Here is a 20,222-nt window from a genome sequence, read left to right as displayed (position 1 = left end):
AGCTTACTCAGCTTTACTTAAGAAACAGTGATGACACGGTTGGGGGCCCTGCGGGCAGGGTGGAGGGGAAGTATGGTGCTGCTAAGTCTGCTGGGTCCGCGGTGGGCCGCGGGGCAGCAGGCTGCTACGGGCGGCGACTCCAGTGCCGCCGCGGCGGCACCCGCAAGCGGAGCTACGGCCGCTGCCCCGCGCCGGGGCAGTTTTACGGTTTCCTTGAGTGCCGGTAACAACTCGTCTTTTTTTGGCCGCACCCAGGCCGAGCGCTACCCATACGCCGCTGCCGAGGCCACTTACACCAGCCGCTTCGGCGTGTGGGGCTCGGTGGTAAGCTACAACCTGTTTGATACCAGCAGCTTCGTGGACGAGACGGACGTTTCGGTGGGCTGGGACGGGGATTTGTCGAAGAAAGTTGATGCCTCCCTTAGCTACTCACGCTTTCTGTTCGCGGCCAACAGCCCACTGGTGAAGTCCAGCGTCACCAACTCGCTCGACGGCTACGTGGGCTGGGACTGGGGCTACGTGTACTCGCGCCTGAACGCGGCCTACGTGTTCGGCGAGTCCAGCGACCTGTTTCTGATCCTGGACAACTCCCGTTACTTCGAAATCGACCAAGTGCTGGGCGGTTACATTGCCATCGAACCCCGGCTGAGCGCGACCATGGGCACGCAACGCTTTGCCCAAACCAGCTTGGTGCAGCAGCAAACCCGTGGCAACATTCCGGTGGGGCCCGGCCGGGGCAACGCCCCGGGTAACCCTGGCGGCGCGGGTGGAGCCCGAACCGAAACCACCGAAACCACGCGCTTCCGCCTGCTCAACGCCGAGTTGCGCGTGCCCGTGACCTACACCCGCGGCAAGGTGGCCGTGCAGGGTGCGTGGCGCTACGCCGTGCCCCTGAACCTGCTGCCCGAGGACGTGACGCGGCCTCAATCCTTTCTGACGGCCAGCGTCTCGCTGACTTTGTAACCCCGACTTCCGCATGACTGCCCTCATCGTCGAAGACGAACGCACGCTGGCACGGGAGCTGAGCTTGTTTCTGCACCAGCAGAACTTCGCCTGCACCGTGGCCCGCACCGCCCGCGATGCCCGCACGGAGATGGCCGACAACGTCTTTGATTTCGTGCTGCTCGACTTAGGCCTGCCCGACGGCGACGGGCTGCAACTGCTAGCCGAGGCCAAGCAGAATGAGCTGACGGCAGCCGTCGTCATTCTCACAGCCCGCGGGGCCGTCGAAGACCGCATCCGCGGCCTGGAGCTGGGCGCCGACGACTACCTGGCCAAGCCCTTTTCGCTTCCCGAACTGCTGGCCCGCATGCACGCCATCACGCGGCGGCGCTTCGGGCTGCACAAGCCGCTGGTGGCCTGCCACGCCTTTGAACTGGATTTGCAGGCGCGGCGGGTGCTGTTTCGGGGGCAGGAAGTGGCCTTGTCGGTTAAGGAGTTCGATATTCTGAGCTACCTGCTGCTCAACCGCAACCGCGTGCTCACCCGCCTGCAGCTCACCGAGCACATTTGGGGCAACCTGCCCGATCTGGGCTTCGACTCCAACTACATCGACGCGCACATCAAAAACCTGCGCAAAAAGTTGGGCAAGTACGCCGACGTGGACTGGCTCGAAACCGTGCGCGGCGTGGGCTACCGGGTGGTGCTGTGAGGGAGGTAGGCTTGCGGGTGGTCAGCTGCAAGCGAAAGTTTTGGGCGTGCTGCTGAGCGGGACGTTATTATTTCTTCAAGCTTACTCTTGCTCAAATCATAGCCTCGGTGGCCGGCTGAGGCTTTCTGCTACTTTTTTGTTTTTTGCCCGCGTGAAGCTCGTCGCCAAGTTCTCCCTCTTCAATGCCCTTTCGCGGGTGGTGATTTTGCTGCTGCTGGTGGGCGTGCTGCCGCCGGTGATGAGTCGCCTGGCGCTGGTCAGCACCGATCAGCGCCTGCAGCAGAAAAAAGAGAAAGTGCTGCGCCTGCTGCGGCGCACGGGCATCTCCACGTTTTTGGACGCCGGCCAATCCTCGTACGGCAGCTACAACCTGCTCAAGGAGGAGTTTATCTCGCTGGAGGAAATCCAACCGGGCCCCACCATCGACGTCATCGAAGACGCAAAACGGGCCGTGGAGGACGAAATCGTGGACTACCGCGTGCTGAGCTACTCCTTCGCGCAGGACGGCCGGCACTACCTGCTGGAAGTGGGACGCAGCACCGGCAGCATCGGCGAGACCGAGCGCAATTTCCGCCACTACGCCCTCTACATCTTGGTCGTGGCCATCGGGCTGACCACGCTGGCTGACCTGGCCTACTTCCGCTACCTGCTCCAGCCGCTGGGCATCATCATCGGCCGCCGCCTGCGCGACGTGCGCCACCCGGCCTCGTTCAACTTTGAGCCCATCGCCACCAGCACCGACGACTTCCGCCACCTTGACGAAAGCCTGCGCGCGATGATGCGCACCGTGCAGGCTTCCTTTGAGAAGGAGCGCCGCTTTATCGCGGAGGCCTCGCACGAGTTGCTCACGCCCCTGGCCGCGCTGCAATACCGCTTCGACAACATGCTCAGCGACGACAGCCTGACGGAAGAAAACTTGCTGCGCGTGGTGGAGTCGCAGCGCACGGTGCACCGGCTGCGCACCATCATCAAGGCGCTGCTGATGATTTCCAAGATCGAAAACGACCAGTTCACCCGCACCGACACGGTGTCATTACAGGAGCTGACGGCCGAAATAGCCGAGGAGGTCCACGAACGGCTGGACGTGCGGGGGCTGACGCTGCAGCGTGCAATGGAGCCCGATTTTGTGGTGCAGCGCTGCAACCGCGGGCTGCTCTTTACGCTGGTGTTCAACCTGGTGAGCAACGCCGTGAAGTACAACCGCGAAGGCGGGGAGATTCATGTGCTGGGCCGGCCGGCGCCCGACGGCCAGGGCTACGTGCTGGAAGTGCGCGACACGGGCCGGGGCATCGCCAAAGCGCAGCTACCCCGCCTGTTTCAGCCCTTCGATAAAGGCGAAGCGGCCGATCAAGACAGCTACGGGCTGGGGCTGAGCATCGCCCGCACCATCGCCGAGTTGCACGGCATCCGCATCGAGGTCAATTCCATCGAGGGCCTGGGTTCGTCGTTTCAGCTGCTGTTTCCGGCGGCGGCGTGCGGTTAGGCATAGGCTTCACATCTCCTAGGCTCCCGGAGATTAGCTTGGCGATACGAGGGGCCGGCAACCTCAAAATAGAATAACTGCAACGCTGGCTGGGTGAATAGTATAAAGCCCGTAGCTCTTGCCGCTGCGCCTACTGTATGGGTAGTAGCATCTTCAGCTGCGACAACAGACTGAGCAAACTGGTTTCGCCACGGCTGGCGGCCTTTACTGCTGGCTGTTGCCACAAACCCATGTATTGGCTAAAGCACTGGGAAAGGCTCTTCCCAGTGTTACCGTAAAAATTCCCATTCAGAGCAGTGGACTTGTACGCCTCAGGGAGTCAGGTAAAACAAACAGCCCGCCAGGGCGCAACTCGGTGGAGTTGCATCCCAGCGGGCTATTGTGAGCAAAGTGAGGTTACTGCTTGTCCTTAAGCTGCTGCAGGCGCTGATAAGTTTTCTGAGACTGCGCATACTGGCGCTCTACCTCGGCGCGTAGCGTGCCCGTCAGCGTTTGGTCGCTGAGCGCATCTTCATAGGCTTTCAGGGCCCATTCTTCTCCGTAGATGTTGGAGCCGAGGATAGCCTCTTCGTTGTAGCCCGTTACCAGGGCTTTGGTTTCCATCCAGCCACGGTACAGCTTGCCCTTGAGCGTAGTGCCGGTTTCGCGGCCGCCACCTTGCTCGCGCAGGTGCGCATTCAGGTCGTTGGCGAAGCGCTGGCTTTGGCTGACCAGTTGCTTGTAATACCCGCGCAGTTCGGGGTCTTTGCTTTCCTCCACGGCGCGCTGGTAGCCTTCGATGCGGTCATTTACAAAGAGCAACAGCTCATGGAGCGTGTTGGTCTCGGCATCGTTGGAGCGGCTCGAACCCCCAAAGCTCATCTGGCCGGAGCGGCTCAGCAAGTACCAGCCGCCCACGGCTAGCACTGCGCCACCCAAGATTTTCTGGGTAGTAGAAAGCTGGCGCCAGCGGCTCATGGTTTGGCCTGCCACTTGTTTCAGCGACTCTGGTACCTGGTTTAGGCCATCTTGCAAACCACTGCCTTGCAGCCATTGCTGGGCCTGGCCTAGAAGTGCCGAAGCCTGGTCAGAGGATGCGTTGCCGCTGTTACCATCTTTGCTGGCTGCCGAGCCAGCGGCATTAGTGCCTGATGCGCTGTCGGCGTTGGAGGTAGCATCAGGGCTGAACTGCGGAATGTGCAAGTATTTCATCGGAAGGAGATTGATGATTGATGGATCAGTAGAACAAGTGTTAAGTTTCTCTTTCGCGTAAGGCGGAGGGAATGTTGCATGTTTTGAAAAAACAATGAAAATCAAGGTATTGTAGAGCTTCAGCCACGGTAAGGTATTCGTGGCTCTTTCTGGCGCGTATAGGGCTTGCTTGCTAACCTCTTCGGTAAGTCCTTTGCACCTTATTTTGCCTCTTCAGTATGCCCGACATCCGAACTGTTGATGTAATGCGCTACGTCACGCCGTTGCGAGAGGGAGGCTCGTTGCCGGCCCTCGTGGAGGCCGACGACGGCTTTCTCTACGTTCTGAAGTTTCGCGGGGCTGGCCAGGGCAATAAGGCTCTGATTGCCGAGTTGATAGTGGGGGAGTTGGCCCGGGCAATGGGGTTGCGGGTACCCGAACTGGTGTTTTGTGAGCTTGACGAAGCTTTCGGCCGCACCGAACCCGATGAAGAAATCCAGGACCTGCTGCGAGCTAGCACCGGGCTGAACCTAGGCCTGCATTATCTATCTGGCGCCAGCACCTTCGATCCGCTGCTCAATGACTTGGATGCCACGCTGGCTTCACAGGTAGTATGGCTGGATTGCCTGACACTCAACGTCGACCGCACCGCCCGCAATACCAACATGCTCATGTGGCACAAAGAACTGTGGCTCATTGACCACGGCGCGGCGCTTTACGTCCACCACGCCGGTGCGGGCTGGCAGCAGCCTAGCCGGCGTACCTTTGCCCAAGTAAAAGACCACGTGCTGCTGCCCCAAGCCAGCGAGCTGCCGGCAGTGGACGTCGCCGCCCGGGCCTTGCTTACGGCGGAGCGGCTGCGCTCTATTGTGGAGTTGGTACCCGATACCTGGCTCACTGAGCCGGAGGTATCCGCGGCCGATCAGCGGACAGCTTATATCCAGTTTCTGGAGGGCCGCCTGGCCGCGTCAGACACTTTTGTTCAGGAAGCGCAGCATGCCCGACAAGCACTTATTTGAGTACGCCATTCTACGCGTGGTGCCCCGCGTGGAGCGTGAAGAGTTTATCAACGTGGGCGTGATACTGTATTGCGCCTCGCACGGCTTCCTGCAGACGCGCTGCGTTTTGCCGGAAGCGCGCCTGCGGGCGGTGGCAGGTGAGCAGCTCGACTTTGCCGAGCTGGCGGAGCGGCTGCAAGCGTTTGAGCGCATCTGCCAGGGCCGAAAAACCGGCGGGCCCATCGGGCAGTTGCCGGTGGCATCGCGCTTTCGTTGGCTTACCGCCGCGCGCAGCACCGTGGTCCAGACTTCACCCGTGCACCCTGGCTTGTGCGCCGATCCCGCCGAGACGCTGGAGCAGCTTTATACTCAGCTCGTCCTGTAAGACCGCTTGGGCTTAGGGCTACAGCGGGTGCGCGTCGTTGTTGCGGCTGGCTGACGGATCGGTCTCACCGCTGGTATCGGGCGCTACGCGCGCAGTACCTGGGTCGGTAAGCGTATTGTCAGGTTCCGCATAAGTCTCCGGGCTGGGCGTCGACTTGTGATTCTCTTCTTTAGGAGCTTGCTGATTCGGGGTTCGGGTAGCCGGGTTAGGATTAGTCGAATTGGTTGTGTCATGATCCGGTTGGGCATCCGACGGGTTGCGGGGCTGCGGCGCGTGGGGAGTGGCGTGAGGTGACGTCGTTGCGGGGTTATGATTCGTATTCATGGCTTTGGTGTGGGTTTTTGGCTTGGCAATCTTATGAGGGCTTTCTGTTGCTGGTTTACGCAGAACCCTGCTTAATGGCCCGGCATCTGAGCCTTGCGTATACCAAATTATCAGAACGACAAACGTTTGTGGATCAGCTAGAAAATTCTAAGTCAGCTAAACGACAAAGCATGTTTAAGGTACCCCGCAAACCGGAATTACCCATCTGGTTCTTTGTCGCGTTGCGCTTTCTAGCGTTCGGGTTGGTAGGCGTTGTGGTATGGTTGGTTTCACGTTGTGGAACCTGATTTACGCCTTCTCAATCCTGGGTAATTAGGCTACAATCGGTATTGGTGACCATGGGCGAAAGAGGAGCTCAAGCATAACATTCTTGTCAACAGGCTAGTATCTCCTCTATTGCATTCTAGTTGATTCACAACCCAAACACATTCCCACCATGGCTAATTACGATCAGTACCGCGACGACGAACGCAACGACCGGAACCGTAATCAGTACTCGGACCATCAAAACCGGGACCGGAACCGTTTCGGCGACGAAGACAACAACCGGCGGGGACAAAATCAGTACGGCAGCAACCGTTACAGCCAGGATGATGACAACACCCGTGGCGTAAGCGGCCGATACGGCTACAGTGGCTCTTCTTCGTCCTCTTCCGGGCAAGGAAACTATGGCAGCAGCCGTTCGGGCATGGGCCATGATTATGATGACGACCGTTACGGTAGCCAAGGCCGTATGGGTACCATGGGTGACTCCAGCAGCATGGGCCGCAACCGTTACAACGATGATGACGACCGCCGGGGCCGCATGGGCGGCTACGGTTCGCAAGGTGGCTATGGCCAAAGCGGCTCTCGTGGCAGCTATGGCAATTCGGGGTATGGTAGCTCCGGCTCCAACTACGGCAATTCAGGCTCCCAAAACCAAGGCTATGGTTCCGGCATGAACCGAAACTCCGGAAGCTCTGGCATGGGTCAGGGCGGCTATGGTTCGCAGGGCGGTTACGGGCAAGGAGGTTCGCGTGGCGGCTACGACCAGGACAGCTACAACCGTAGCAACATGAGCAGCCGTGGCATGGGCAACTCCATGGGCGGCAATAGCAACCGTTCGGATTACGGCGGCGACTTTACCGGCGTGCGTTACGACGAAAACAGTCGCTACCGCATGAACCGCAGCCATGAGGACCACGACGATGACCGCGGAGAAAACCGCGGCTTCTTTGATCGGATGACCGACCGTATTTCCGATTGGTTCGACGATGATGACCGCAATGACCGTGGCCGTCGGCGCTAACTCGAATTGTACAAACTATAAGCAACAAGGCCCGGGCAATGTCCGGGCCTTGTTGCTTATAAGCTGAATACGGGCACTGGCTTTGGTTACCCATTCATTACATGCGCGGAACATTGAGGTAATGGCCTCCTACGACCTTTGTCGGGTCAACTCCATAAACCATGTTCCCTATGAAAGCCAATCAAGTAGTGCGGCTCTGCATTCGCCGATTCGCCCAGTTCCTCCGTCCAGCCACGTCGGCCTCAGTGCCGGTTCACGCACAAATTCTGTTTGTATGAAGCGCTCTGTGTCTGCCTTTGGGTACCGCCGCGGGCGCTTATATTACCGCTCGATGCCAACGCCTTCTGAACAGCCTCTGAAACAGAAGTTAGCAGTCAGCCCTGCGGCCTCGGCCAGCAGGGCTAGTGTTCATGACGAACAGCGGTGGTTAACGGAGCCGCAATTGCTCGTTGCTTGAGCGCAGCATGTGTTCGTCTTACTCTGTGATGTAGCTCTGTATGTAGCCCGGGCCCGCGCCGGGTTTTTTTGTGCCTAAAGGGCTGAAACCAAAAACGCCCCATCGGCGGAAGCCGACAGGGCGCGAAAGAATAGTTTTGGTGCGACAAATATAGGCGAAGAATTTTAAGGAAGGGTTAGGCAGGGCTTTTCATGGCGGCTTCGGAAAGCCAGGCATTGCATTACTTCACGGTTCATTCCATTGACCTGCGTCTCCACATGCAGCTAATTGAAGTTACCTCGGCCGCTCATGCCAGGGAGTTTTTAGAACTTCCGCCCCGAGTTATTTATCCCAACGGCCCGAGCTATATCCGCCCGTTGGATCTAGATGTGGAAGCCGTTTTGGCCGTAAAAAAACAGGCTTTTCGAGAAAGGTAACTGCACACGCTGACGCTGGTTGTTGCTAAACGAGCAGGTGCATACCATTGGGCGCGTGGCCGTGGAGTGGGAGCTGCCATGGTGTATGCCTCGTCCCAGGTGATTCAAAAGCCCGGTGGCGTGCAATACACCCAAACGGTGATGAATTGGATTGGCGACTTCAATCCCAAAATGATGAATGTGGTAGAGCTTATCGGGGCTAAACCGTGGCGTGAACACCAAACGCTACGTTACTTGTTTGACCGTAGCCGCGAGTTCGAACGGCATCCCCTAATCGACTAGCAATGCTGCCCAAGACATCTGACCAATCCAGAGGGGCACGCTGCCACGTAGATAAGCATACTCATCTCACCGAATCACTTACTGCAGCTATGGGTCAACCCCTGCTAACGGCTCTTGGCCTCATCTTTTTCGTGCCGGGTTCCTACGGCCTCACAATGTCCGCGGAGCCAGTACAAGCAGTATCGCACGCAGCATGGGATACACAGCTTCGACGTTACGTTTCGCCTGCCGGGGTAGTTGATTACGGAGCATGGCGCCGCGATACAGTCCAGCTGAACTCTTACATCAAAGCCCTCAGCGCGGCCACGCCAAATGAGAAGTCTTGGTCAAAAGATGAACAGCTCGCTTACTGGATCAATGCCTACAACGCCGTAACTATTCGGCATGCTTTGCGCCATTACCCGTTGAAAAGCTTTAAAGATCTGGGCGGCGCCATTCCCTTCGTCAACAGCGTGTGGGACAAGAAGCTGGTCGTGCTCGGTGGTAAGCAGTACACCCTAAATGACATCGAGCATAAAGTAATCAGGGACAAGTTTCAGGAGCCCCGCATCCACTTTGCCTTGGTATGTGCCGCTGTATCGTGCCCGCGCCTGCGCAACGAGGCCTACACTGGCCCGCAACTGAATCAGCAGCTTGAAGACCAAACCCGCGAGTTTATTAACGACCCCGCCAAAAATCAGGTAGCAGCAAACCAAGTGAGGCTTTCTAAAATCTTCAGCTGGTACAAAGGCGACTTCACCAAGAACGGTCAGACACTCATTGGCTTCCTGAATCGATACGCCAAAACAAAGGCTTCAGCCAATGCCAAAATCGACCACCTTGATTACGATTGGGCGTTAAACGGTAAGTAACGATTAGGCTAGAGTTGTGTAACGGGCGCCGCTAAATAAGCGGCGCCCGTTGCATTTTTGCGCCATGTCTACCGTTGCTACACCCACTGCCGATGAGCTGATTCAGCGCACGGCGGCTTTCGTTGAAGAAAAATTCGCTCAGGAAGGCTCCGGCCACGATTGGGCTCATATCCGCCGCGTGTGGTTGGCCGCTCGGGCTTTTGCCCAAGCCGAAGGTGCCGATATGCTGGTCACCGAGCTGGCCGCCTTGCTGCACGACATTGCTGACTGGAAATTTCACAAAGGCGACGAGGAGGCCGGCCCACGGGCGGCGCGCGCCTGGTTGGCCAGTCAGGGAGCAGGAGATGACTTGATCCAGCAGGTAGAGACCATTATTCGGGAAGTGTCCTTCAAAGGCGCCGGGGTCGAAACGCCCGTCAGCAGTCCGGAAGGTGCCTGCGTACAGGATGCCGACCGCCTGGATGCCATCGGTGCTATCGGCGTAGCACGGGCCTTTGCCTATGGCGGCCACAAGGGGCGCCCCCTGCATGATCCTAACATCCCGCCCATGCAGCATGGAACTTTTGCTGCCTACAAAACCAACGCCGGGCCTACCATCAATCACTTCTACGAGAAGCTTTTGCACCTGCGCGAGCGGCTTCATACCCCAGCTGCCCGGCGCGTGGCTGATGAGCGCCACGCTTTTATGGAGCAGTTTCTGACGCAGTTTCTGCGGGAGTGGGAAGGAACAGACCTTCGCTAGGCCAATGAGCGTGCTACGGCACGAAACCGGCGGTTTTTGCGTTGTTTTGTAGCAAGATGAAGATGCAAGTTCCTTTGTTACGGCTTGGCTGGTTGCCCGGCGTTTTACTGCTTGCGGCGCTAGTTAGCTGCCGTACTTGCCCGATGGGGTCCTGTCATGTGCGCAAAGTGCACGTGCACAACCAAGTCAAATATCGTGGGCAACCGCTCTGGAAAAAACAGAACCCAGAAATCGGGGAAAAGGTCAAAATTCACGGTCAGCCCGACGGTAAAATGCACAACAACCGTAGCAAGGGAAAACCGTGATTCTGCTAGGAAAAACGGCATTTTTCCGGTATCTTGCCCTCTTAAATCCAACTTTTTAACCCTGGCGCCACAAGCCCTGAATAGGGGCGTAGTGGCCTTCCGTTTTGTCTAATGGCTGAAGGCGAAAAGATTATTCCCATCAACATTGAGGACGAGATGCGCGGCGCGTACATCGACTATTCGATGTCCGTCATCATCTCCCGTGCTCTGCCCGATGTGCGCGACGGCCTCAAGCCCGTGCACCGCCGCGTGCTGTACGGCATGAGCGAACTGGGCGTATCATACAATAAATCATACAAAAAAAGTGCCCGTATCGTAGGGGAGGTGCTCGGTAAGTACCACCCGCACGGCGACTCCTCCGTGTACGACACCATGGTGCGTATGGCTCAGGATTGGTCCCTGCGCTACCCACTCGTAGATGGCCAAGGCAACTTCGGCTCTATCGACGGTGACTCGCCGGCCGCTATGCGTTACACTGAGGCCCGCCTCAAGCGCCTCGCCGACGAACTGCTAGGTGACCTCGACAAGGACACGGTAGACTTCCAGCCCAACTTCGACGACTCGCTGGAAGAGCCGTCGGTAATGCCGGCGAAGTTTCCGAACCTGTTGGTGAACGGCTCCTCCGGTATTGCCGTGGGCATGGCCACCAACATGGCCCCGCATAACCTGAGCGAAGTAATCGACGGCATAGTGGCGTACCTGGCCAACCCCGACATTACCGTGCAGGAGCTGATGGAGTACGTTAAAGCTCCGGACTTCCCGACGGGGGGCGTGATTTACGGCTACGAGGGTGTGCGTCAGGCGCTGGAAACCGGCCGTGGCCGCGTAGTAATGCGCGCCAAGACGCACTTTGAGACGCTGCCTTCTGGTAAGGAGCAGATCATCGTGACTGAGGTGCCGTACATGGTCAACAAGGCGGCCATGATTCAACGCACGGCCGAGCTGATCAACGAGAAGCGCATCGAGGGCATTTCCGACCTGCGTGACGAGTCGGACCGCGACGGTATGCGTGTGGTGTATGACCTGAAGCGTGACGCGGTGCCGCAGGTGGTGCTGAACAACCTGTACAAGTACACCCAGCTCCAGTCGACGTTTGGTGTCAACAACGTGGCCCTGGTCAAAGGCCGCCCCATGACGCTGAACTTGCGCGATTTGATCGTGCATTTCGTAGACCACCGCGGCGAGGTTATCATCCGCCGTACCAAGTTTGAGCTGGCCGAAGCGCAGAAACGCGCCCACATCCTGGAAGGTCTGCTCATCGCGCTGGACCACCTCGATGAGGTTATTGGCATCATCCGTGGTTCGCGTGACCCAGAAATTGCTCGCGGGCAGTTAATTGAGCGTTTCGCCCTGAGCGACGTGCAGGCTCGTGCTATTTTGGATATGCGTCTGCAGCGTCTTACCGGCCTGGAGCGTGACAAGATTGTCAACGAGTACCAGGAGTTGATGAAGCTCATCGACCACCTGAACGCTGTTCTAGATTCGCCCGAAATGCAGCGCGATATTATTCGCACCGAGCTGCAGGATATCCGCGACCGTTACGGCGATTCGCGTCGCACCGAGATTGAGTACGCCGGCGGCGAGATTGACTTCGAGTCGCTGATTGCCGAGGAGTCGATGGTTATTACCATCTCCAACGAAGGCTACATCAAGCGTACTGGCCTCGATGAGTACCGGGCCCAGGGCCGCGGCGGTCTTGGTTCGCGCGGCGCCTCCTCGAAGGAGACGGACTTCACGGAGCACATGTTCGTGGCTTCCACCCACGACTTCCTGTTGCTGTTCACCGAAGGCGGGCGTCTGTACTGGATCAAGGCTTACGAACTGCCGGAAGGCGGTAAGGCTGCTAAAGGGCGTCCAATCCAGAACTTGATTCCGGAACTGGCCAACGACCCGGTGCGCTCCGTGCTGAACGTGCGTGACTTGCGCGACCCTGACTATGCTCAGAACAACTACCTGATGTTCTGCACCGAGCTGGGTACGGTAAAGAAAACCACACTGGAAGCTTACTCGCGTCCTCGTGCGGCCGGCATCAACGCAATTACCATCAACGAAGGCGACCGTCTGCTCGACGTGCAGCTCACAACCGGTAGCAGTGAAGTTATTCTTGCTTCCAAGCTCGGCCGAGCCGTCCGCTTTAACGAAGCCAACGTGCGTCCCATGGGCCGTACGGCCGCCGGCGTGCGTGGAATCACGCTTTCTGAGGAAGGCGACGACCGCGTAGTGGGTATGGTTTGCTTAGCCGACCCGAACAAGGAGCTGCTCGTTGTGTCGGAAAATGGCTATGGTAAGCGCAGCCCGATCGATGATTACCGCATTACCAACCGTGGTGCCAAAGGCGTAAGCACGCTAAAGGTGACGGACAAAACGGGTGCGCTGGTGTCGATCAAAGACGTGAACGACGACGATGATCTGATGATCATCAACCGTTCGGGCATCACCATTCGCATGCGCGTGGCGGAGGTTCGGTCTATTGGCCGGGCTACGCAGGGCGTGCGTTTGATTAAAATCAACGAAGGCGACGAAATCTCGTCGGTAGCCAAAGTAGCCGCCGATGATAAGGAACTGGACGCCGCCGTTTTGGAGGCTGCTCAGCAGGAGGGAGGCGCAGTAGAAATTGCGGCTGCCCCCGATCAACTGGATAACGTAGACACCCTGAGCGCCGAATGAACCCGGCGCCGGGGTTTCCCGTTACCTCGGAAACTTCTCTCACCCTAGTTTTTTCTTCACATCCATCCCCATGAAGAAGACCTTTCTGACGATTTTGACAGCGCTGGCGCTGCACACCGTTTCGGCACAAAACTCGGCCGTTACCAACGCCATCCTGATGCAAAAGCAAGGAACGCTGGACAAGGCCCGCACGGAAATCGACAAGGCAACTCAGCATCCGAAGACTTCCGGCAAAGCCAAAACTTGGTATACGCGCGGCGAAATCTACGAAGGCATCGGGCAGAGCCCCATTTATGGCAAGCTGTTGCCTGCTGGCGAAGCCAATCGTACGGCTTTCGAGTCATATCAGAAAGCAATAGAGCTAGAAGGCAAAGACAGCGACTACGCCAAGCAAGCCACGCAGCGCCTCGACAATATTTATGGCATTGCTTTGAATGCCGGCGTAGAAAGCTACAACGCTCAGAAATACGATGATGCCTTGGCTTCGTATCGTATGGCGCAGCAGATCAAGCCGCAGGATACTACCGCTTTGTTGTACGCTGCCTACGCTGCCGAAGCCAAGCAGGACATGGGTCAAGCTAAGGATACGTACGCTAAGCTGATGGCTATCAACTACAAGTCGCCGCAGATGTACGGCCGCTTGCTGCAGATTGCCCGTCAGGAAAACAACGAGGCCGAAGCGCAGAAAGTCCTTCAGCAAGCATTGCAGGCTTATCCTAAAAATAAGGCCTTTATGCTGGAAGAGCTTAATATGTATCTCAGCGCTGGCCGTGGCACCGAGGCCCTTGACAAGATCCAAAAGGCCATCGAAGTCGACCCGACGAACTCCAATCTGTACTCAGTTCTGGGCTCAGTTTACGACCAGAACAAGCAGCCGGAGCAAGCACTAGCTGCTCATAAGAAAGCGCTTGAACTGGACCCCAAGAATTTCGATTCTCAGTTCAACGTGGGCGTTTATTACTACAACAAGGGTGCGGACATCTTCAAGACCGTTAATAAAATGGACTTGAAATCGTATCAAGCGCGCGGTAAGAAGATGGAAGCAGACGGTAAGAAGTTTATGGAACAAGCTATTCCATACTTCGAAGCCGCTAACCAGTTAAATCCGAAAGAAGCTGCCGTTCGCAATGCTTTATCAAAAGCTTACACGAGCGTTGGTCGCAAAGCCGATGCTGAACGTTTGATGAAGTAATAGAGTAGGAGTTGTTGCTTAATAGATCGGCCCGCAAATTAATGCGGGCCGGTTTTCAATGTTACTACTTAACATAATATAAATTATAACACATAAGCATCTGCTTGGTTTGTTCCGGCTTTGTATCTTAGGTTTGTTTGTACGGTTATGCTTTTTATTGTCTTCCTTATTATAGTGTACTGTGGCTGTGGATCTAGCAGCTTTGGCTACGGGATAGTTTGTTTGCTTCATGCTGCTATTGTGTATTGATCGTACTGAGTTGGTTTCTATTCTTTGTCATGCTCGCTTATTTGATCTTGTTGTATTGGCTCTTTATGTATTGTAAATGCCTTGTCGCGTTTTTGCTTCAGGTGCTTTCAAACTTGATTTCTGCTTTGGCTTATTCGTTTTAATTCTGTTGGATTTGATTATTGCGCTTCTCCTAACTACGTTGCGGGTTTGGATTGTAGTGCTCTACATTTTTGCCTGCGCTTTTATTTCATTTACCTCAATTATGCGCACTTTGCTGTTTAATCGGTTTTAGAACCCTTTATCAGTATCTATATTCTTATGGCGCTTCGTCTATCAATGTTTGTTTTGCTACTGCTGTAAGGGCCGTATTTGCTTACTGGTGCTCCTCTCCTTCTTTACGCCCAGCCTCTCCCTTTTATTAGATAGATTTTTTAATACTTGTTGTAGGTTAGTTGGGTGGAAATTAAAAAACATTGCATAACAGTATAAAAAGGTAAAAAAAGTTTTAAATAGCACTTACTAGCATAAACTATTTAATACTTTTGTGTGCTTTATATACTTAGTTATGCTATTATTGCTTGTAGTTTCGCCCTTGTACCCGTATTCCATATATGCCAAAAACAATTGAGTACCCTCGCACTACATACCTTTCTGCTTGGGAGGTTGCTGAAGTTGTAGATGATACAGGTGGTAAGTGTTCCATTGAAGCCTGTGCTAGGAAACTTAACCGTAAAGTGAGTGGCAGTTTCAAAGCCATTCTGGGTTCAGCCGTCAAGTTTGGCTTGCTTACAAGCAAACGCGAATTGCTTACTACCACTAATCTGTTCAGAAGAATTAAGAATGCTTATGACAAACAAGAAGAGGTAATCTATCACCGTGAGGCATTTTTGCACCCCCCACTGTTCTCACACATATGCCGGAAGTTCCGCAACCGGGAATTGCCGGTGCATATGTTCGATGTGATGTTGGTGCGCGAATTCGGGGTTGAAGAAATTAACGCCCAAAATGTCGCTCGAGCCTTTGTTGAGGGAGCACGCATGGTTGGGGTCATTGATGAGCGAAACATCATTGCCGACATAGATCAACTGGCCCAGGCCGTACCACGCCGGGATATTGCCAGCCCTGAGATGAATCTCAATTTGTTTCGAACTGATGCTAGTGAGCCAAGCGTAGTTCAACTCAAACCACCTGTTAGCATTTCTCAGCCAGCAAGCGTTGTACCTCCCGCAACGCCACCATCCTTTACGGACGATGTAATCACCAACCTCTTTGGACTGTCTACCCCTGCAGAATCACATCCACATCCCACAGCTGAAGACAAGTCTATTCCTGCAGCAGCTTATGTACCGCCTGTACCTTTAGTACAGCCGACAGCTTTGCCACAGATGCAGGCAAGCCCACCACCGATGCGGGAAAAACCAATTTCTTCACCTGTGGCTTCGGTAAAAAACGAAAGCCCGGACGCCGTTTATACCATCCGCATCAGTGGGCCTGGCCTTGATACGCAGCTCAGCATCCAGGACGAGTCTGATTTGGTGATTGTACAGGCGTTGCTTGAAAAAATACGCAAGCACTTAACCTAAGACTCAAAACTTCTTAGACCAGCTTCGGCCCTACTCCTAAGACGTTATGCTTTTGCTCAGCGGAACATTATTATGTTAAGCTATGATATTCTACGACCTGAACATGTGCTCGGAGCGCCTGTTAGATTAATTGCAAACAAAGCCTACTGGCTATCCACCCCTGATTGTTCTACATGCATTCCGTTCTAGTTACCGGCTGCGCGGGTTTTATTGGTTCGCACCTCTGCGAACGGCTACTCCATGATGGGTACCGGGTTCTTGGGCTAGACAATTTTGATCTTTTTTATGCACGGGAAATAAAAGAACAGAACCTTAAGCCGCTGCAGACTCACCCCCACTTTGTGTTTCGGGAAGTAGATCTACGTGCGGGCACACACGGCCTGGACGAAGCCTGGCCGGACGAAGAACCCGAAGTAATTGTGCACCTGGCGGCCAAAGCTGGCGTCAGCCAGTCGGTGACTTCGCCGGTAGCATACATTGAAAACAACGTAATCGGGACTACCCACCTGCTGGAATGGATGCGCCAGCGGACAATACCTCGCCTATTGTTTGCCTCCTCTTCTTCGGTATACGGCAATACGCTGCACCTGCCCTTCAGAGAAGATGAACCGTTGCTGGCCTCTTGCATCTCGCCCTATGCGGCTTCAAAGCTCGCCGGCGAAGAACTAACCCACACCTACCACCACCTCTACCGACTGAGCGTACTCAACGCCCGGTTCTTTACTGTATATGGACCGCGCCAACGCCCCGACTTGGCCATCCATAAGTTTGTGAGGCTGCTGCGGGCTGGCCAGCCCGTATCGGTATACGGCGACGGTTCAGCCGCCCGGGACTATACCTATGTAGCCGACACGGTGGAGGGCATCGTACGGGGCATACGCTACTTAATGGCGCACGAAAACGTGTACGAAACCGTCAACTTGGGCAACAACAACCCGGTGACGCTGCTGCAACTCATCTCATCCATAGCGCAGGCCCTCGGCGTAGAAGCCCAACTGGAATTTCAGGAGATGCGGGCGGGCGATGTAAACCTGACAGCAGCGGATATCAGCAAAGCCAGAGCGCTGCTGGGATACACCCCCCGTACCCCCCTTGCTGCCGGCTTGCAGGAGTTTGTGAAATGGTATGAAAGCGCCGAACAGCTTTTGCCTACGGAGGCTTAGCAACTATAACAGGGCTTGCTAATTGGGCTCAGGGGCTGCCGTGGCGTCCTGTACCCGTTGCTGCTCGCGGCGCAACAGCACCAGGTTTCGGGCATATACCACCGTACCAAACACGTTACCCACCATCAGAACAGCATCGCGACGCAAGCCTGCATACACAAGTATCAGCACCGAACCCAACAAACTCACCACCCAGAAGCCTAAGGGTAATACCGACTCACCTTTGCGCTCGGAGTATAGCCACTGGTGCACGAAGCGCAGCAGAAATGCGGCCTGCCCCACAGCTCCTAATAGCAACCACCCACCCGGGATACGCGAGGTAAGCATGGTGCGCAGACTGAAATGCGAACTGCCGGCGACAAACCAACTCAGCGACGCCATCGGCAACAAGTAGGCTGCAGCGCGGTAACCACCCTGGAGCTTACCCCACTCCCCCAGCAACTGCAGATTGCGGATGTAAATGGCATAACTGATGAGCTGCGCGCCCAGGATGATGGGGTCGTGGCGAAGCATGCCGTACATGATCATCAGGAAAGACGACAGCAGGCTGATCTTCCAGAACAGCGTGGGCACCAGCACGCGCTTAGCCCGCTCGCTCTGCACCCATTGCAGCAGAATGCGGCTGGAAAACAAGAGCTGGGAACTAAGCCCAATGAGCAGCGCAACGGTTTCCGTCGTCATGGCGAGTAGGCCCTACGCCGTGCGGTGATGCTTCTCTCCCACCTCGTAGTTCTTCCAGCGCGAGCGAATCCAGCGGTAACCTAAAGTGTCGATCAGGGGCTTCCAGAGGCGGTTCCAGAGGTTGTATTTAGCCGTGCCGGCAAAGCGGGGGAAATGCCGTACCGGCAGTTGCTTCACTTTGCCACCCTGCAGCTGTACCAGAGCCCCTAGAAAGCGGTGCATACCGTGAAAAAGTGGAACCCGCCGGGCATATTCTGTTTTTAGAATTTTCAATGGGCAGCCGGTATCCACGATGCCGTCGTTGATCATCAGCCGGCGGAAGGTGTTGGCAATTTTGGACGAGAGCCGCTTCACCGCTGAGTCCTGCCGTTTGGCCCGAATGCCGGTGACCATATCGTACTCCGGTAAAAAGGGCAACAACTCCAGAAAATCCATTGGTGTCGTCTGAATATCGGAGTCGATGTAGCCGACGAGCGTGCCGCGGGCGTGGTCGATACCAGCCTTGATGGCCGTGGACAAGCCCCGGTTGTGAGCTAACGACACGAACTCATAGCGGGGGTCGTGGCGGCAGATGCCGCGCAGAATGGTTAGAGAGCCGTCGGTGGAACCGTCGTTGACAAAGAGTACCGTGGTCGGCACCGGTGTCACGTCCAGAAATTTGTTCATCTCGACCACAAACTGCCGCAAGCTCTCTTCCTCGTTGTAGACGGGAACAAGCACGGTAAAAGATTGAGTGGACAGATAAGAAGCGTCAACAGAGGGCATACAGTTAGCTAAACCGGCACGCAAAGTAAACCGAAATACCGGCCTGCAGGACTCCAAGGCGCAGCCGAAACCAAGGGCTTTGACAGCCCCTAAGCCGCAGCCTTGCAACTATGGACGTGCCCAATGGCCTCATGGGCTCAGTTAACCCTCATCGCTCTCCATTTAACTTTCTTATTCATGCGCCACCGTTCGATGCTTTCCTTTTGCCTAATGGCACTATGCACAGCCCCCGCTGCCATGGCCCAAACCATCGTTGCTGCCGACCAGCCCACGCCCCAACCCCGAACGCAGCAGATCAAGCTGGGTTTGCGCAACGCTGGTTACGCCGGGTCGTTGCCCACGATATCCTGCGAATGGCAGGTGGCCCCGAGGCTAGCCGTTGAACTTGGGGGTGGCTTGCTGGCTGGCTCCCACACCACCGGTTGGTCTTACGTGGATTACTCCGGAGAAATTCTTTCTTACCGCCAGAGAAGAAATAATCTGCGGGCGGTAGCCTTCGGGGAAGCGCGCTACTATCTGCAATCGGGCAAAGCCCCGCTCACCGGCTGGTACGTAGGCGCTGGATTGGAAAGCACCCTCACCCGCTTGCGCACCACCTGGCTGGAAGGTGGCACCGGTTCCAGCATCTTTACCCGGTTGAGTCTGAATCCACAGCTTCGGATTGGCAGGCAATGGGCACTGGGCAAACGCCTCGCCCTGGATACTTACGCTGGCATGGATTTAAGCCGGAATTATTGGAATCCGACGCTGGGCCTGAAGCTCGGTTATCGATTCTAATCCCCGGCAGGACTAGGATTTGCTACTCGAACCGCACCCCTCCCGCAAAGCCAAGCTTTGCGGGAGGGGTGCGGTTTATCGTTTTATTGATAAGCTCTAGTCACGGCGAAGGCCCGCCGAAATGGTGGTATGCCGCTGGCGCAGCACCTGCATTATATCGTCTATGGTAAGCCCTGAGGCCGTCAGAAGCACGAGTAAGTGGTACAGCAGATCGGCAGCTTCGCCCTTTAGCCCTTCGGTGTTGCCGGCTACAGCATCAATTACCGCCTCTACGGCCTCCTCGCCTACTTTTTGGGCAATCTTGGGCATGCCCTTACCGAAGAGCTTTACGGTGTAAGAATCCGGCTCTTCTTCGGGGTGCTGCTGCCGGCGCTGCACCAGGCGTTCCAGCTCCGCCAGGAAGCTTACCGACGCAGTGGGCAAGGCCGTTTGCGACTCCTGCTCGAAACAACTTACGGTGCCGCGGTGGCAGGTCGGGCCATCGGGCCGGGCGCGGATCAGCAGCGCGTCGTTGTCGCAATCGGGGTGCAGACTGACCATGGTGAGGTAGTGGCCGCTGGTTTCGCCTTTGGTCCAGAGACGATTCTTGGAGCGTGAAAAGAACGTGACGCGTCCCTCCTGCTCGGTTTTGCGCAAGGCTTCCTCGTTTACGTAACCCAGCATGAGTACTTGCCCGGTGTCAGCATCCTGCACTACGGCCGGTATCAGCCCGCCCATTTTGTCAAAGTCGAAAGTCATCTGGTCAGTGGTTGTTGATTAGCAGTCCAGGCCTCGGGCTGATGCGACGAACGCCACCAACCAAAACCATAAA

Annotated in this window: 19 protein-coding genes; 14 read left to right on the top strand and 5 right to left on the bottom strand. The window is 56.0% G+C overall.

The features are described from left to right. Nucleotides 1-72: 72 nt before the first annotated feature. The 3 genes from AC5FXY_RS10850 to AC5FXY_RS10840 all read left to right on the top strand — a co-directional run bounded on the left by AC5FXY_RS10850 (nt 73) and on the right by AC5FXY_RS10840 (nt 3,134). The gene (locus AC5FXY_RS10850) at nt 73-963 is read left to right on the top strand and encodes a hypothetical protein (RefSeq protein WP_493556688.1); all 891 of its coding nucleotides are present in this window, start codon (nt 73-75) and stop codon (nt 961-963) included. A gap of 13 nt (nt 964-976) precedes the next feature. Next, complete coding sequence (locus AC5FXY_RS10845) at nt 977-1,651, top strand: response regulator transcription factor (protein WP_493556687.1); 675 nt, start codon at nt 977-979, stop codon at nt 1,649-1,651. 151 nt (nt 1,652-1,802) lie between these two features. Next, a complete protein-coding gene (locus tag AC5FXY_RS10840) occupies nt 1,803-3,134 on the top strand; it encodes a sensor histidine kinase (protein ID WP_493556686.1) in 1,332 nt (443 codons plus the stop codon). A gap of 396 nt (nt 3,135-3,530) precedes the next feature. On the opposite strand, the gene AC5FXY_RS10835 is transcribed toward AC5FXY_RS10840, so the two are convergent. Further along, entirely contained in the window at nt 3,531-4,325 is a 795-nt protein-coding gene (locus tag AC5FXY_RS10835) for a ferritin-like domain-containing protein (RefSeq protein ID WP_493556685.1), read from the bottom strand. A 218-nt stretch (nt 4,326-4,543) separates the two neighbouring features. Here AC5FXY_RS10835 and AC5FXY_RS10830 point away from each other — a divergent pair, with 218 nt between their 5' ends. Then, a complete protein-coding gene (locus tag AC5FXY_RS10830; RefSeq protein ID WP_493556684.1) occupies nt 4,544-5,323 on the top strand; it encodes a HipA family kinase in 780 nt (259 codons plus the stop codon). After that, the gene (locus tag AC5FXY_RS10825; protein WP_493556683.1) at nt 5,301-5,687 is read left to right on the top strand and encodes a DUF3037 domain-containing protein; all 387 of its coding nucleotides are present in this window, start codon (nt 5,301-5,303) and stop codon (nt 5,685-5,687) included. Before AC5FXY_RS10830 ends, AC5FXY_RS10825 begins: the two co-directional genes overlap by 23 nt. An 18-nt stretch (nt 5,688-5,705) precedes the next feature. On the opposite strand, the gene AC5FXY_RS10820 is transcribed toward AC5FXY_RS10825, so the two are convergent. Then, the gene (locus AC5FXY_RS10820; protein ID WP_493556682.1) at nt 5,706-6,011 is read right to left on the bottom strand and encodes a hypothetical protein; all 306 of its coding nucleotides are present in this window, start codon (nt 6,009-6,011) and stop codon (nt 5,706-5,708) included. Nucleotides 6,012-6,447: 436 nt separating this feature from the next. Between AC5FXY_RS10820 and AC5FXY_RS10815 the strand changes: the two genes are divergently transcribed. From AC5FXY_RS10815 to AC5FXY_RS10780, 8 genes are all read left to right on the top strand, one after another. Further along, nucleotides 6,448-7,299, top strand: coding sequence for a hypothetical protein (locus AC5FXY_RS10815; protein ID WP_493556681.1), 852 nt, complete (start codon nt 6,448-6,450; stop codon nt 7,297-7,299). A 951-nt stretch (nt 7,300-8,250) separates the two neighbouring features. After that, nucleotides 8,251-8,454: a hypothetical protein gene (locus tag AC5FXY_RS10810; protein WP_493556680.1), complete on the top strand. Its 204-nt coding sequence runs from the start codon at nt 8,251-8,253 to the stop codon at nt 8,452-8,454. An 89-nt stretch (nt 8,455-8,543) separates the two neighbouring features. Beyond that, entirely contained in the window at nt 8,544-9,305 is a 762-nt protein-coding gene (locus AC5FXY_RS10805; RefSeq protein ID WP_493556679.1) for a DUF547 domain-containing protein, read from the top strand. A 64-nt stretch (nt 9,306-9,369) separates the two neighbouring features. Next, a complete protein-coding gene (locus tag AC5FXY_RS10800; RefSeq protein WP_493556678.1) occupies nt 9,370-10,047 on the top strand; it encodes an HD domain-containing protein in 678 nt (225 codons plus the stop codon). Between the two features lie 416 nt (nt 10,048-10,463). Next, nucleotides 10,464-13,019: a DNA gyrase subunit A gene (gene gyrA / locus AC5FXY_RS10795; RefSeq protein ID WP_493556677.1), complete on the top strand. Its 2,556-nt coding sequence runs from the start codon at nt 10,464-10,466 to the stop codon at nt 13,017-13,019. A 70-nt stretch (nt 13,020-13,089) separates the two neighbouring features. Next, nucleotides 13,090-14,211, top strand: coding sequence for a tetratricopeptide repeat protein (locus AC5FXY_RS10790; RefSeq protein WP_493556676.1), 1,122 nt, complete (start codon nt 13,090-13,092; stop codon nt 14,209-14,211). 842 nt (nt 14,212-15,053) lie between these two features. Further along, entirely contained in the window at nt 15,054-16,025 is a 972-nt protein-coding gene (locus AC5FXY_RS10785; protein ID WP_493556675.1) for a hypothetical protein, read from the top strand. Between the two features lie 173 nt (nt 16,026-16,198). Then, nucleotides 16,199-17,188, top strand: a complete 990-nt coding sequence (locus AC5FXY_RS10780) for a GDP-mannose 4,6-dehydratase (protein WP_493556674.1) — start codon at nt 16,199-16,201, stop codon at nt 17,186-17,188. 18 nt (nt 17,189-17,206) lie between these two features. Here AC5FXY_RS10780 and AC5FXY_RS10775 read toward each other — a convergent pair whose 3' ends face one another. Both AC5FXY_RS10775 and AC5FXY_RS10770 read right to left on the bottom strand, forming a co-directional pair. Further along, a complete protein-coding gene (locus tag AC5FXY_RS10775) occupies nt 17,207-17,869 on the bottom strand; it encodes a lipid-A-disaccharide synthase N-terminal domain-containing protein (RefSeq protein ID WP_493556673.1) in 663 nt (220 codons plus the stop codon). Between the two features lie 12 nt (nt 17,870-17,881). Beyond that, on the bottom strand, nt 17,882-18,589 hold the full coding sequence (locus AC5FXY_RS10770; RefSeq protein WP_493556672.1) for a glycosyltransferase: 708 nt from the start codon (nt 18,587-18,589) through the stop codon (nt 17,882-17,884). Nucleotides 18,590-18,811: 222 nt separating this feature from the next. Between AC5FXY_RS10770 and AC5FXY_RS10765 the strand changes: the two genes are divergently transcribed. After that, entirely contained in the window at nt 18,812-19,411 is a 600-nt protein-coding gene (locus AC5FXY_RS10765; protein WP_493556671.1) for a hypothetical protein, read from the top strand. A 96-nt stretch (nt 19,412-19,507) separates the two neighbouring features. On the opposite strand, the gene hisIE is transcribed toward AC5FXY_RS10765, so the two are convergent. Next, nucleotides 19,508-20,149, bottom strand: a complete 642-nt coding sequence (hisIE, locus tag AC5FXY_RS10760) for a bifunctional phosphoribosyl-AMP cyclohydrolase/phosphoribosyl-ATP diphosphatase HisIE (RefSeq protein WP_493556670.1) — start codon at nt 20,147-20,149, stop codon at nt 19,508-19,510. Between the last annotated feature and the right edge of the window lie 73 nt (nt 20,150-20,222).

Source organism: Hymenobacter sp. FMD4 (assembly GCF_058932745.1).
Note: the sequence above shows the minus strand (reverse complement) of the source record. Positions and strands in the feature narration are given on the sequence as shown.